This is a genomic window from Halochromatium sp. (assembly GCF_046541315.1).
Taxonomy (GTDB): Bacteria; Pseudomonadota; Gammaproteobacteria; order Chromatiales; family Chromatiaceae; genus Lamprobacter.
This window is the reverse complement of the sequence record NZ_JBKHDN010000059.1, coordinates 1-13980: the sequence shown is the minus strand read 5'-3', so window position 1 is coordinate 13980 and position 13980 is coordinate 1. Positions and strand designations below refer to the sequence as shown.

Sequence of the window (13980 nt, the reverse complement as noted above, 5' to 3'; positions counted from 1 at the left end):
TGGTAGCGGGGGCAGGATTTGAACCTGCGACCTTCGGGTTATGAGCCCGACGAGCTGCCTGACTGCTCCACCCCGCAACTGAGCCGCCTACTATAGACTCGCCTGCAGGCGAATGCAAGCGGTTTTTTGACTCTATCGCGCTCAGAGCGTCTTGAGGTACTCGAGCAGCGCGCGCCGTTCGTCGTCATCGAGCAGGTCGCCGAAGTCATGACCCTGGTTGCCGTAACCGGGCCGGGTCGTATCATAGACCCATTTCCGCTCCTCCAGGCTGGCGAACTGCTCGCGCCCTTGTTCGAGGCGCCGATAGCGCCAGCCGAGGGCGTCTTGGTCATAGTCCGGGCTTGCGCTCTCGAACCTCCAGTACCTTGGCCGCTCGTCGCTTTCAAGCAGCGTGGCCAAGCTCGGCACCGAGCCGTTATGCAGATAGGGCGCCGTTGCCCAGACACCATCCAGCGGTGGCGCGACATAACCAAGCCCCGGTTGGGCATCGGCATTGCGGCCATAGAAGGACGCGTTGAACCAACGCGCGAAGCGGTCCGCATGCCGATAGGCCGCCTCGGCCATCGCCGGATCGGTCCCCACCTCATCGAGCGCGACCAGTTCGTTGGGATAGCGCTCGCGCTCACCGTAACGACCGTGACATTCGGTACACTCGGCCTTGAACAGGCGCTCGCCCCGGGCGGCCAATTCGGCATCGATCGGATAGGGATAGGCCGGCGCCTCGAGGCTGGCCAAATAGGCGCGCACATCCTTGAACCAGGCATCGATCGCGCGCGCCTCGGCGACCGAATCGGTACAGGTGGTCGAGGCCAGCATCATGTAACCGACATGATCCCCGCGCCCCTCGCCGTTGTAGAACATCGCGTGCTTCTTGCCGACGTTCCACCAGGGCGGCACGCTCGCCGGCAAGACCTCGGTGGAGGGCAAGGGTAGGAGCGGCTCGTCGGACCAGGCCAGGGTCTCTGGATCGCGGTGCGCCATCAATGCCAAGGTGATCGCCTGCGCTGGATTGGCGCCGATGGTGTCGGTCATCGACCAGGGCGCGATCGCGCCGAGCCGATCGGCCCACCGCTGCCATTCCGTCACCTCGGCCGCGCCCTCGACAGAGGCCCCGGCACCCTCGACCGCCAGCACCGGATCGGCGGTGAAGTCGAGGAATTCGTTGCCGAGCCCAATCACCAGTTCGCCATTCAGCGGGGCCGCGTGGCAGCCCAGGCAATTGCTCGTCACCAGCTCGACACCGCTCTCGGCGGTGAACGCGGTGAGCGCATAGGGCAACTCGGCATTGCGACCGCGCCGGCCTTGCAGCGCGTACTCGGGTTCCGGCGCGCCGCGACTCGCGGCATAGGCGTCATAGGGCAAACCGCAGGTCACCACCGCGCGATTGACCAAGGCCTCGTAACCCGCCTCGGCATCGCCCGAACGCTGCGCGGACGCCGGGATCGGGCCCGGCTCGGCCTTGGTCACGGCGACGGGCCGAGCGCCATCGCACGCGATCAAGCCCATGATCAGGATAAGCAACGCATTGCCTACCAACAGTCGTCGCCGACGTCCCACCAACAGGTTCCTCGACACAAGGCTCACCCTTAAAACGCAGTGGATGCAGGAGATGGACCATCCCTGCCTGATCGGGTTCCGGACGGCGCTTGCTCGCCATAGCCGTTGAGGTCCATTCGACCATTGCCGCTGATCGCCTCCGATTCGCGCCGACCGCTCACGCGCACCGCCCCGCGCCACGCCCCGCTCGCCGCCGCGAGCGAGGCCGAAGAGCGCGCCCGAGCGCCAGCGTCGAACAGGGGTTCGATCTCCAGCTCCAGCCCCCGCGCGGGGATCAGCAAGCGCCAGCCCAGCGGATACTCGACCCCATCCTCGGCCACCCAACCCGCCGCCCGCGGCGCCAACGTCAGATCCCGACGCCGCAAGTTCAGCGTCTCGCCATCGACACCGATCCAGACGCAGCTTGGAATCGGTATGCCGCCACCGCCGCGCCGGCGAAGATGGAGACAAACCAGCTCCGAGCCATCGTCGAGCTGTAACCGAAACCGGTTCGCGACCAATTGCCCGCGGCCGCCCGCAAGCACTTCCGCCAAGGCGCCCCAGCCATGATCGAACCACGCCCATCCCCGCAGCGTCTGCTCGACCCCCTTCACGCGCAGCGTTCCGGAGGCCGCCAACCGCGACTGGCTGTAGAACCGGAACGCCGACGCGCCTCGCTCCGGCGCGCCCACCAGCGTCCGCCGATCCAACACCACCGGCGGCTTGAGCGATGACAATGCCAGCTCCAGCACGCCCTCATCGGTCTCGGCGCGTAACCCGAATCCACCGTCGGCGGTGCGAGACAGCGCCCAGCGTTCGACCCAGACGCGCTCGCCGCCGCTCTCATCCGCGCCCGCGCCAGCAAGCCCCAGCGCCGCGCGACTGACCCGCTGCTGCCGCGCCGGCCGCGCCATGGCGTCGGTGTCGGCCATCACCGTCCATTCTCCGGCCAGCAGCGCATCGGCGGCCAGCGCCGATGCGCGTCCATCCGCCCATCCCCGCCCGAGCCGCGCCAGCGATAAGCGCACCGCCACCGACCGCCCGCGCGCATCGCGCAGCAACGCCGTCAGCTCCCAGAACTCGGCCGGTGCCTGCGGATGCGCGCCATGATCGCGCGGAAACACCAGTGTCCCGTCAAGCTCAACAGCCTTGGCAGCCGCGTCCCTGTCCGTCGCGGCCAACGCGGCCGCCAGGGTCGGGACATCGAGGCCCACGTCGCCAGAGACCGAACCGCGCGGCCAAAGCCCGTAAGCCAGCCCAGCCAGAACGATCAAGACCAGCGGTAACGCGAGCCAACGCATCTACAGAGTCCTCAAGAAACGATTCGCACATCGACTCGCGGCGGTCAGGCGCGCTCGAATGGTTGCCGGACGCCGCTCAAGGCCGCCTGTTCCAGGCACCTCAGGCGATCTCCGTCCCTCGCCTAACGCGCCCGAGCCCGCTCGTGCTCCGCCACCGCGCGCGGCATCGAGCGCTCCAGCTCGGCGATCCGCCGGTGATCGAGCGGATGGGTGCTCAGGAACTCCAGCATCGGCCCGCCCCGGCGCGCGTTGTAAGCCGCGAACCGGCGCCAGAACGCCGCCGCCGCGCGTGGGTCATAGCCGGCTCGCGCCATGAACAGCAGCCCGAGCCGGTCCGCCTCCAGCTCCTGGGTGCGCGAATAGGGCAACAGCACCCCGAGTTGAGCGCCGACCCCATAGGCCTGCATGATCAGCTCGCGGTTCGCTTCGGCCTCCGTGCCCAAGGCCGCCGAGATCCCGGCGCCACCCAACTCGACCAGCATCTGCTGCGACATCCGCTCCGCCCCGTGACGCGCCACCACATGCGCGATCTCATGGGCGATCACCGTCGCCAAGCCCGCTTCGTCCTGGGTGATCGGCAAGATGCCGGTATTCACGCCAACCTTACCGCCGGGCAGCGCAAAGGCATTCGGCGTCTCGTCCTCGAACAGCACGAACTCCCAACGCGCATGCGGCAAGGACGCGACCCGGCTGATGCGCTCGCCGACGCGTTGCAGCATCGCCACCTCCTCACCCCGGGTCACCACCGGTTGCCGCTGCTTGAGCTGCTCGAACGTCTGCGCGCCCAGCCTGGCTTCCTCGCTCGGACTCACCAACAGCAATTGCTGGCGGCCGGTCTCCGGCGCCGTCGCACATGAGAACACCAGCACCGACAGGATCAGCGCCAGCAGCAGCGATGGCAGTCGTCGCAGCCGTCTTCTCCAGTCGTTCGGACCTGTCTGCGTCCTCGTCTTCACGCGGGTTGGTCTCATGGACGAAACTCCTCAGTAAGGCCGGGCACGCATTGCAAGCCAGGCTTCAAAACAGGCATGCGCCCGCCTTCCCCGACGATGCGCCGAGCGGTCGATGCCTCGCTCATGACCCGCTCCGCATCGGCCTCGTCGGCAATGGTAATATCTCAGTCATTCGATCAACAGGAGCATCATGGCCATGGCCTTCGAACACATCCAGATTCCAGCAAGCGGCGAGCCGATCCGCGTCAACCCCGACCGCAGCCTGGTCGTCCCGGACCAGCCCATCATCCCCTACATCGAGGGCGACGGCATCGGCGTCGACATCAGCCCGGTGATGAAGAAGGTCCTGGACGCCGCCGTCAGCAAGGCCTATGGCGGCCGGCGCCAGATCGCCTGGATGGAGATCTACGCCGGCGAGAAGGCCACCCGCGTCTACGGCGACGATGTCTGGCTGCCGGACGAGACCCTCGAAGCAGTGCGCGATTATGTGGTCTCGATCAAGGGGCCGCTGACCACCCCGGTCAGCGGCGGGATCCGCTCGCTCAACGTCGCCCTGCGCCAGCGCCTCGATCTCTATGTCTGCCTGCGCCCGGTGCGCTATTTCCAGGGTACGCCGAGCCCACTGAAAAAGCCCGAGGAGACCGACATGGTGATCTTCCGCGAGAACTCGGAAGACATCTATGCCGGCATCGAATGGTCGGCCGGCTCGCCGGAGGCCGAGAAGCTGGTGGCCTTCCTGCGCGAGGAGATGGGCGTGACCAAGATCCGCTTCCCGGACAGCTCGGGCATCGGCATCAAGCCGGTCTCGCGCGCGGGCACCCAGCGCCTGGTGCGCAAGGCCATCCAGTACGCGATCGACAATGAGCGCGACTCGGTGACCCTGGTGCACAAGGGCAATATCATGAAGTTCACCGAAGGCGCTTTCAAGGACTGGGGCTATGCGCTGGCGCGCGAGGAGTTCGGCGCCGAGCTGCTCGACGGCGGCCCCTGGTGTGCGTTCAAGAGTCCGAAGACCGGCCGGGAGATCGTCGTCAAGGACGTCATCGCCGATGCCTTCCTGCAGCAGATCCTGCTGCGGCCGAAGGACTACGACGTCATCGCCACCCTCAACCTCAACGGCGACTACATCTCCGACGCGCTCGCCGCGCAGGTCGGCGGCATCGGCATGGCGCCGGGCGCCAACCTCTCCGACAGCGTCGCCATGTTCGAGGCCACGCATGGCACGGCGCCCAAGTACGCCGGCAAGGATCAGGTCAACCCCAGCTCGCTGCTGCTCTCGGGCGAGATGCTGCTGCGCCACCTCGGCTGGACCGAGGCCGCGGATCTGGTGGTCAGGGGCATCGAGGGCTCGATCGCGGCCAAGACCGTGACCTACGATCTCGAGCGACTGATGGAGGGCGCGACCAAGCTGAGTTGCTCGGCATTCGGCGATGCGGTGATCGCCAACATGGACTGAGCCGGACCTGGACTCTCCAGGTCCGGCGGAATCTCCGGGCCTGCGATTCCCCCACTGGCCCATCTGGCCCCCCCTGACCTGGACCACCTGGCCTGGCTCCAGTTCGCCAACCCCGGCGGCCAGCCAGAGGCGCCCGCCGGGGTCGTGCCCCAGGCGACTATTGCAGCGCGCGCTGGACCGTCGCCGCATGCAGGCCCTTCGGCCCCTGCGAGATCTCGAATTGCACCTTCTGCCCTTCTTTCAGGGTCTTATAGCCATCCATATCGATCGACGAGAAATGCACGAAGACATCCTCGTCGCGACCGTCGGGCTTGACGAAGCCATAGCCCTTGGCGTTGTTAAACCATTTGACGATACCTGTGATCATTCGAGACTCCTCCACAACTTCAGTTGCACTTCGGTTGGTTGTTTCAGCTTGTTGTAATGGGCGCGGCCGCCGCTGAAGGGACGATGCGGTCGTGACAAGCAAGTATAGTTGCCTATACTGCTTGGTCAATCGCGCAGCACCGATGGGAGCGCCCACGGGAGCGTAGACGCCAACCCTCCGGGGGCTGTATTTTTTGCTGCATGATCCCTACTCAAGGTGAGATGCGCGAAGCGTTTAACACCGAACCTTGCGCCGCACGGCCCCTACCCGATGGTACTGAAGCATGCTGACCAGGCCGATGCCCTACCGATCTATGCCAGACCCGCTCATCCACGCCAGCAGCCACGCCCGGATTCGCCTGTCGAGCCAAGAAGAGGGCAACGACGGCTCCGGGCTGTCGGTGGAAGAGGCCAAGCCCGCCCTCAAGCGCCCGCCGCTGTACAAGGTGCTGCTGGTCAACGACGACTACACGCCGATGGAGTTCGTCGTCCATGTCCTCGAGACCTTCTTCGCCATGACGCCCGAGAAGGCGACCCAGATCATGCTGCATGTGCATACGCGCGGGGTGGGCGTCTGCGGCGTCTTCACGCGCGACATCGCCGAGACCAAGGTCTCGCAGGTCAACGATTTCTCGCGCCAGAACCATCATCCGCTGCTCTGTACGATGGAGGAGGCCTGAGATGCGCCTTGAACCACACACCTTTCCTTTCGTCATATCCCGGGGGCACTGTCCATGCTAAGCAAAGAGCTTGAATTCACGCTGAACCAGGCCTTCAAGGAGGCACGGGCGAAGCGGCACGAATACATGACGGTCGAGCATCTGCTGCTCTGCCTGCTCGACAACCCAGCCGCCGCCAAGGTGCTGCGTGCCTGCGCCGCCGACAACGACAAGCTGCGCGGCGATGTCAGCACCTTCATCGAGGAGACCACGCCGCTGATCGCCGAGAACGACGAGCGCGAGACCCAGCCCACGCTAGGCTTTCAGCGTGTGCTCCAACGCGCCGTGTTCCACGTGCAGTCAGCCGGCAAGAAGGAGGTCACCGGCGCCAATGTGCTGGTCGCCCTGTTCAGCGAGCAAGACAGCCAGGCGGTCTATCTCCTCAACCAGCAGGATGTCTCGCGGCTCGATGTCGTCAACTACATCTCGCACGGCATCTCCAAGGTGCCGGGCGAGGACCAGGACGACGAGATCCAGGCCGAGCCGGACGAGGCGCGTGGCGACAACAAGGAAGCGCCCAGCGCCCTCGAGAACTTCGCCACCAATCTCAACGAGATGGCGCGCCAGGGCCGCATCGATCCATTGATCGGCCGCGCCACCGAGGTCGAGCGCACGGCGCAGATCCTCTGTCGGCGGCGTAAGAACAATCCCCTGCTGGTCGGCGAGGCCGGGGTTGGCAAGACCGCGATCGCCGAAGGGCTGGCGAAGAAGATCGTCGACGGCCAGGTGCCCGAGATCCTCGATGACGCGGTGATCTACGCGCTCGATCTCGGCTCCCTGGTGGCCGGCACCAAGTACCGCGGCGATTTCGAGAAACGGCTGAAGGCGGTGCTCGCCGAACTCAAGCGCAAGCCGCACGCGATCCTCTTCATCGACGAGATCCATACCATCATCGGCGCCGGTGCCGCCTCCGGCGGTGTCATGGACGCCTCCAACCTGATCAAGCCGGTGCTCGCCTCTGGCGAGCTGCGTTGCATCGGCTCGACCACCTATCAGGAGTTCCGCGGCGTCTTCGAGAAGGATCGCGCGCTCGCGCGGCGTTTCCAGAAGATCGATGTCAACGAGCCTTCGGTGGAAGAGACCATCGAGATCCTCAAGGGGCTGAAGACCCGCTTCGAGGCGCATCACCAGGTCAGCTACACCAACCCGGCCCTGCGCGCGGCGGCCGAACTCTCGGCCAAGTACATCAACGACCGCCACCTGCCGGACAAGGCCATCGATGTCATCGACGAGGCCGGCGCCAATGTGCAGTTGCGCCCGGCCGGGAAGCGCAAGAAACGCATCGACGTCAACGATGTCGAGACCATCGTCGCCAAGATCGCGCGCATCCCCACGCGCAAGGTGTCGAGTTCGGACACCGAGTCGCTGCGCCATCTCGATCGCGATCTGAAGATGGTGGTCTACGGTCAGGACGAGGCCATCGACGCCCTGACCTCGGCGATCCGCATGAACCGCTCCGGACTCGGCACCGAGGACAAGCCGATCGGCTCCTTCCTGTTCACCGGCCCGACCGGTGTCGGCAAGACCGAGGTCACCCGCCAGCTCGCGCGCATCATGGGCCTGGAGCTGATTCGCTTCGACATGTCCGAGTACATGGAGCGGCATACCGTGTCGCGCCTGATCGGCGCCCCGCCCGGCTATGTCGGCTTCGACCAAGGCGGCCTGCTGACCGAGGAGGTCACCAAGCATCCGCACGCGGTCTTGCTGCTCGACGAGATCGAGAAGGCGCACCCGGATGTGTTCAACCTGCTGTTGCAGGTGATGGATCACGGCAGCCTGACCGACAACAACGGCCGCAAGGCGGACTTCCGCAACATCGTCCTGGTGATGACCACCAACGCCGGCGCCGAGGAGACCAGCCGCCGCTCGATCGGTTTCACCGAGCAAGATCATTCCAGCGACGGCATGGAGGCGCTGAAGAAATACTTCTCGCCCGAGTTTCGCAATCGGCTCGATGCGACCGTGCAGTTCGCGTCCCTGGACGCCCAGACCATCACCAGCGTGGTGGACAAGTTCCTCTTCGAACTCGAGGCCCAGCTCGCCGAGAAGAAGGTCGCGCTGCTGGTCGAGCCCGAGGCCCGGGCCTGGCTCGCGGAGAAGGGCTACGACCCGAAGATGGGCGCGCGACCGATGGCACGCGTGATCAAGGACCACATCAAGAAGCCGCTCGCCAGCGAGTTGCTGTTCGGCGAACTCAGCGCCGGCGGTACCGTGATTGTCCGACTCGGCGAGAACGACGATCTGACATTCGGCTTCGAGGTCGAGAAGACCACCGCAGCCTAACAGCGCGCCGCATGCCGCCTCCGCTGGCGTGGGAGCGAATCAGCGCGGGCGCAACGCGAGGCCTGGGACAGGCTTGGGGACAGGCTGGGGTCGAGCCGGGGGCGAATCGGTGGACGGAGCAGGGATGTTCCGTCCGCGCCCGCCTGTCAGCGCACGCGATAGGTGATGCGTCCCTTGGTCAGGTCATAGGGGGTCAGTTCCACGGTCACCCTGTCGCCGGTGAGAATGCGGATGTAATGCTTGCGCATCTTGCCGGAGATATGGGCCGTGACCGTGTGACCGTTCTCGAGTTCGACGCGGAATACGGTGTTCGGCAAGGTCTCGACGACCACGCCTTCCATTTGAATAACGTCTTCTTTTGCCATGTATTGAAATCTGTCTTGTGATGTCGCGATCGCATGCGGCATCGGTCAAGACCGCCTGCCCTGGCCAATCGCCGCTGTAGAACCGGAAAAGTATATCATAGGAAGCGGATCGGCTCGCCGCGCTCGAATCGCCGCCAGTGCTTCCCATCCCAGGCCTCGAGCGGCCGAAAGTGCTGCTTATAGGCCATCTTCGGGCTGTCCTCGATCCAATACCCCAGGTATAGATGCCGCAATCCGAGCCGCGCCGCTTCGCGCGCCTGGGTCAGCACCGCGTAGGTGCCGGGCGCGCGCGCCGAGAGATCCGGGTCGAAGAAGGTGTACAGCGCCGACAGGCCGTCCGGGAAGACATCGGTCACCGCCACCGACATCAGTCGCTCGCCCAGGTAGGCCTCGATCAGCCAGGTCTGCCCGCCCCAAGGGCTGAGCAGGAAGCGCATATAGGTCTCGATGGAGACATCCTCGGCCATGTCGCCATCGCCATGGCGGGCCAGGATGTAGCGTTCGTAGAGCTGATAATGACGGGGGTGCAGTTGCGCCGGCTTGAAGGCGATGCGCACCTCGGCATCGTTGCGCGCGGCATTGCGTCGCTGCGAGCGATTCGGTTGCAACGCCGCCACCGGCAATCGCACCGGCACGCAACGCTGACAGCTGCGGCAGGCCGGTCGATAGAAGTGCATGCCGCTGCGGCGGAAACCGATTTGCTGCAACCATTGCGCACGTTCCCGATCGATGCGCGCCATCGGGTCGACGAACAGGGTGCGCGCGCGCAGCCCATCGAGATAGGAGCAGTCGTGCTCGCCGGTCAGGTAGAGCTGCAGATGGCCTGGACTGTTGCGATTCGCGTTCATCAGGATTCCCCTCCCGGATAATGGACCCGACCATCGTCCCAGGTACCGGGCGCGAGCGGGTGATCGCGCAACGCCTGCAAGCGCTCCATGAAATGCGCGCGCGGCATCGGCTGCGCCCCCATGCGCTGCATGTGCGCGGTCAACACCTGGCAATCGATCAGCTCAACGCCCAGGCCGAGCACATACTCGCACAGATGCACCAGCGCCACCTTCGACGCGTTGTCAACCCGACTGAACATCGATTCGCCAAAGAAGGCGCCTCCCAGGGCGACACCATAGAGGCCGCCGACCAACTGCCCCGCCTGCCAGACCTCGACCGAGTGCGCGATCCCATGCACATGCAGGGCACAATAGGCGTTGATCATCTCCGGCAGCAACCAGGTGCCCTGACGGTCGGCGCGTGGCCCGGCGCAGGCGCGGATCACCGCCGGAAAATCGCGATCCATGGTGACCCCGAACGGACGCTGCCGCAGCAGTTTACGGAGACTGCGCGAGCGATGCAGCCGATTCGGCAGCAGCACCGTGCGCGGATCGGGCGACCACCAGAGGATCGGATCGCCCTCGCCATACCAGGGGAAGATTCCATGCCGATAGGCATTGATCAAGCGCCTGGTGCTCAGGTCGCCGCCAACCGCGAGCAGCCCATCGGGGTCGCGCATGGCCTCGGCCGGATCCGGGAAGGCCCCGCTCGGGTCATTCGGCGCCAGTAGATAGGGCATCGGCATGGGTGCGATAGGCTGCACGTCGACCTCAACCGGGCGCACGCCGATAGGGGCTGCGCGCGTTCATCTCGTCGATGTAATCCTCGACCGCTTCGATTTCATGCGCCAGGAAGCGACCGATCGGCTCGCGCAATCCCGGCTCGGCCAACCAATGCGCCGACCAGGTGCGCGTCGGCAAGAAGCCGCGCGCGACCTTGTGCTCGCCCTGCGCGCCGGGCTCGAAGCCGGTCAGCCCATGGCTGAGGCAATGCTCGAGCCCTTGGTAATAACAGGCCTCGAAATGCAGGCTGTGGAATGCCTGCGAGCAGCCCCAGTGGCGCCCATAGAGGGTGCGCGCGCCCACCAAGCAAAAGGCCGCAGCAACGATCTCGCCGTCATGCTCGGCGAGGACCAAGAGCGTATTCTCGCCCATGGTCGCGCCGATCTCGCGAAAGAACGGCAAGGACAGGGTCGGGATACCGCCGCGTTTGTCGAAGGTGTCCTCATAGAGGCGATGGAAGATCGCCCACTCCTCGGCACTCGCCTCGCTCCCCCGCAAGCGACGAATCCGCACGCCGGCCTCGACCACCCGGCGACGCTCGCGCTTGATCTTCTTGCGCTTCTCAGCACTGAAACGGGCCAGCAGCGCCTCGACATCGACCTCGCCCTGGCTGCGCCAGTGGAACTGACAGCCGAGACGCGGCAGCAGGCCCTCGGCGCGCATCCAGTCGATCTCCTGCTCGCTGCTGAACAGCCAGTGGACGCCCGAGGCGCCCGCTTCCTTGGCCACCTCGACCGAGCCCCGCACCAAGGCCGCCGCCAGCTCGGCGCGGTTAGAGGCGGTGCCGGTGAGGACACGCTGACCGGTCGCCGGCGTGTAGGGCGAGGCGATCACCAGTTTCGGATAATAGGCCAGGCCGGCGCGCCGATAGGCATCGGCCCAGGCCCAGTCGAAGACGAATTCCCCGTAGGAATTGAATTTCAGATAACAGGGCGCGGCAGCCACCAGTTGCTCGGACCGATCGTAGAGCCCGAGATGCCGGGGCAGCCAACCGAAGCGCTCGCCGACGCAGCCGTGGCGCTCCATCGCGGCCAGGAACTCATGACGCAGGTGCGGCAGATCGTCGCCGACCAGCCGGTTCCAGTCGGCGGCAGCGAGCTGGTCGATGGAGGAATGCACGCGCAGTCGATACATCGGCGCCGCCCCAGCAGCAGGCCGCCTAGGCGTCGAGCCCGTCGAGATACTTCTCGGCGTCCAAGGCCGCCATACAACCGCTACCGGCCGAGGTGATGGCCTGCCGATAGACATGATCCATCACATCGCCGGCGGCGAATACGCCCGGCACCGAGGTCGCGGTCGCATTGCCATCGGTGCCGGATTTGACCTTGATGTAGCCATTGTTCATCTCGAGTTGGCCCTCGAAGATGCCGGTATTCGGTTTGTGGCCGATGGCGATGAACACCCCTTGCAGCTCGATGTCTTCGGTGGTTCCCTGCTGCACATGCTTGATGCGCATGCCGGTGACGCCGCTCTGGTCGCCGAGCACCTCATCGAGCACATGGTTCCAAGCAATCTTGACGTTACCGGACTGGGCCTTCTCCAGCAGCCGATCCTGCAGCACCTTCTCCGCCCGCAGCGCATCGCGGCGATGCACGAGAGTCACCTCAGCGGCGATATTGGCCAGATAGAGCGCCTCCTCGACGGCGGTATTGCCACCGCCGATCACCGCCACCTTCTGATTCTTATAGAAGAAGCCATCGCAGGTCGCGCAGGCCGAGACGCCGCGACCGCGAAACCGCTCCTCGGACTCCAGCCCAAGGTACATGGCGCTGGCACCGGTGGCGACGATCAGCGCATCGCAGCTGTAGGTGGCCGAGTCCCCGCTGAGCAGGAACGGACGCTGATCCAAGGCGACCTTGTTGACGTGGTCGAACAGGATCTCGGTGCCGACCTGCTCGGCGTGGCGACGCATGCGCTCCATCAGGTCCGGGCCCTGCAGATCGTCCGGGTCGCCCGGCCAATTCTCGACCTCGGTGGTGGTCATCAACTGCCCGCCCTGCTCCATGCCGGTCACCAGAACCGGCGCCAGATTGGCGCGCGCCGCGTAGACGGCTGCCGTATAACCCGCCGGTCCCGAGCCGAGGATCAGCAGCTGGCAATGCTTGGTGTCGCTCATGATCAAAACTCCAACACACCTTGAGTCAAAGCGTTGATGGTACGCAGGGACCCGAGTCCGGTAAAGCAGCGCGGTGTTGCCGACCGTCCGGGACAGCGCCGCTGCGCAAACATCGAAACACGACGAAGTTTTCCGTCTAAGGCTATAATCCGCCAAACCTTAAGGAGGATCCTGTGGAACAAGCGACTCGACTCAGACAGCCCCGTCTCGGCGATTATCTTGAGCGCGCCTGGCGCGAAGGCGCGCTCTGGGCCGTCGTCATCCTCTCGCTTTATCTGGTCCTGGCACTGGCCACCTATTCACCGGACGATCCCGGCTGGTCCTTCGTGGGGGCCGAGGGCGCCGTCAACAATGCCGCCGGGCGACTTGGCGCCTGGTTCGCCGATCTGACGCTGTTCCTGGTCGGCGTGTTCGCCTACCTGATCCCGGTGGCGCTCGCCGCCAGCGCCTTCCTCGTCTTTCGCGAGCACGAGCCGGAACCCGAGACCAAGCTCTACTGGCTGGTGCTGCGCTGGAGCGGCCTGCTGCTCACCCTCGGCGCCGGCGCCGGCTTGGCCAGCCTGCAGGTCGCGGGTCCGTTCGGCGATCTGCCCAACGGCATCGGCGGCGCCTTCGGACTGCTGATCGCGGACACGGCCAGCGCGGGTTTTGGCCTCGGTGGCGGCTCGCTCGTGCTCCTCGGGCTGCTGCTGACCGGCCTCTCGCTCTTCACTGGCATGTCGCCACTGCTCATCGTCGATGGCATCGGCGATCTCGCCTTGCTGCTGTTGCGTTTGCCGCCGCGTCTGTATCGGCAGATACAGGCCGCGCGCGCCGAGCGCCGCCAGCACCCGCCACAGGAGGACTGGGAGCATGATGACTGGGAGGCGGGCTGGACCACGGATTGGAACGACGAGGATGAGGAGATCGAGAACGGACCCGACGCCGAGCTTGCCCCAATGGTCGACAAGGGGCCGCCCCGCGACGCGGAGGAGGCCGCCCTGGAGACCGACGCGCCGCCCTCCCCGCGCGCGCCACGCAATGCCATCCACATCTTGGCGGCCTCACAGCCGAGCCCGGCTCCCCTGGTAAGCGCGCAGCCAAGGCTTCGGATCGGGATCGGCGCCGGCTTCGAGGCCGCCTCGACGCCTGTTCGAGCACAGACCGATGTCGCCGTTCGGACAAACGTCTCGGAAGAGCCCGCGCCAGAATCAGCGCCAGAATTCGTGCCAGAATCGGCGCCCAAACCCCAGACTCCGCAGCCGGCGCCCACGGCATTCGCGCCAACGCCCGCGC

The 13980-nt window shown here is 65.7% G+C and carries 13 protein-coding genes and 1 tRNA gene; 4 read left to right on the top strand and 10 right to left on the bottom strand.

Annotated features, from left to right (window positions below; all coding sequences use genetic code 11):
* The 4 genes from ACLFQI_RS06095 to ACLFQI_RS06080 form a co-directional block, all read right to left on the bottom strand.
* Window positions 1–77: transfer RNA gene (locus ACLFQI_RS06095), tRNA-Met, on the bottom strand.
* A 64-nt stretch (window positions 78–141) separates the two neighbouring features.
* Window positions 142–1521 (bottom strand): hypothetical protein, encoded by a 1380-nt coding sequence (locus tag ACLFQI_RS06090; RefSeq protein WP_410757996.1) that lies wholly within the window; start codon window positions 1519–1521, stop codon window positions 142–144.
* Between the two features lie 65 nt (window positions 1522–1586).
* The gene (locus ACLFQI_RS06085) at window positions 1587–2837 is read right to left on the bottom strand and encodes a lipocalin-like domain-containing protein (protein ID WP_410757995.1); all 1251 of its coding nucleotides are present in this window, start codon (window positions 2835–2837) and stop codon (window positions 1587–1589) included.
* A 122-nt stretch (window positions 2838–2959) separates the two neighbouring features.
* Window positions 2960–3808, bottom strand: coding sequence for a M48 family metallopeptidase (locus tag ACLFQI_RS06080; protein WP_410757994.1), 849 nt, complete (start codon window positions 3806–3808; stop codon window positions 2960–2962).
* 178 nt (window positions 3809–3986) lie between these two features.
* Between ACLFQI_RS06080 and icd the strand changes: the two genes are divergently transcribed.
* A complete protein-coding gene (gene icd / locus ACLFQI_RS06075; protein WP_410757993.1) occupies window positions 3987–5246 on the top strand; it encodes an NADP-dependent isocitrate dehydrogenase in 1260 nt (419 codons plus the stop codon).
* Window positions 5247–5403: 157 nt separating this feature from the next.
* Here icd and cspD read toward each other — a convergent pair whose 3' ends face one another.
* Window positions 5404–5613, bottom strand: a complete 210-nt coding sequence (cspD, locus tag ACLFQI_RS06070; RefSeq protein ID WP_410757992.1) for a cold shock domain-containing protein CspD — start codon at window positions 5611–5613, stop codon at window positions 5404–5406.
* A 328-nt stretch (window positions 5614–5941) separates the two neighbouring features.
* Here cspD and clpS point away from each other — a divergent pair, with 328 nt between their 5' ends.
* Together clpS and clpA are read left to right on the top strand one after the other, a co-directional pair.
* On the top strand, window positions 5942–6292 hold the full coding sequence (clpS, locus tag ACLFQI_RS06065; RefSeq protein WP_410757998.1) for an ATP-dependent Clp protease adapter ClpS: 351 nt from the start codon (window positions 5942–5944) through the stop codon (window positions 6290–6292).
* Window positions 6293–6346: 54 nt separating this feature from the next.
* Entirely contained in the window at window positions 6347–8614 is a 2268-nt protein-coding gene (gene clpA / locus ACLFQI_RS06060) for an ATP-dependent Clp protease ATP-binding subunit ClpA (RefSeq protein ID WP_410757991.1), read from the top strand.
* A gap of 146 nt (window positions 8615–8760) precedes the next feature.
* On the opposite strand, the gene infA is transcribed toward clpA, so the two are convergent.
* From infA to trxB, 5 genes are all read right to left on the bottom strand, one after another.
* Window positions 8761–8979, bottom strand: coding sequence for a translation initiation factor IF-1 (gene infA / locus ACLFQI_RS06055; protein WP_410757989.1), 219 nt, complete (start codon window positions 8977–8979; stop codon window positions 8761–8763).
* A gap of 95 nt (window positions 8980–9074) precedes the next feature.
* A complete protein-coding gene (locus tag ACLFQI_RS06050) occupies window positions 9075–9827 on the bottom strand; it encodes an arginyltransferase (protein ID WP_410757988.1) in 753 nt (250 codons plus the stop codon).
* Window positions 9827–10546 carry a leucyl/phenylalanyl-tRNA--protein transferase gene (gene aat, locus ACLFQI_RS06045; RefSeq protein WP_410757997.1) on the bottom strand — a complete coding sequence of 240 codons (720 nt, stop codon included), beginning with the start codon at window positions 10544–10546 and terminating at the stop codon, window positions 9827–9829. Before aat ends, ACLFQI_RS06050 begins: the two co-directional genes overlap by 1 nt.
* Window positions 10547–10577: 31 nt before the next feature.
* Complete coding sequence (locus ACLFQI_RS06040) at window positions 10578–11723, bottom strand: GNAT family N-acetyltransferase (RefSeq protein WP_410757986.1); 1146 nt, start codon at window positions 11721–11723, stop codon at window positions 10578–10580.
* Between the two features lie 25 nt (window positions 11724–11748).
* Entirely contained in the window at window positions 11749–12705 is a 957-nt protein-coding gene (gene trxB / locus ACLFQI_RS06035) for a thioredoxin-disulfide reductase (RefSeq protein WP_410757985.1), read from the bottom strand.
* 173 nt (window positions 12706–12878) lie between these two features.
* Between trxB and ACLFQI_RS06030 the strand changes: the two genes are divergently transcribed.
* Window positions 12879–13980, top strand: a 1102-nt coding sequence (locus ACLFQI_RS06030) for a DNA translocase FtsK 4TM domain-containing protein (RefSeq protein WP_410757983.1), incomplete at its 3' end; no start/stop codon positions are given.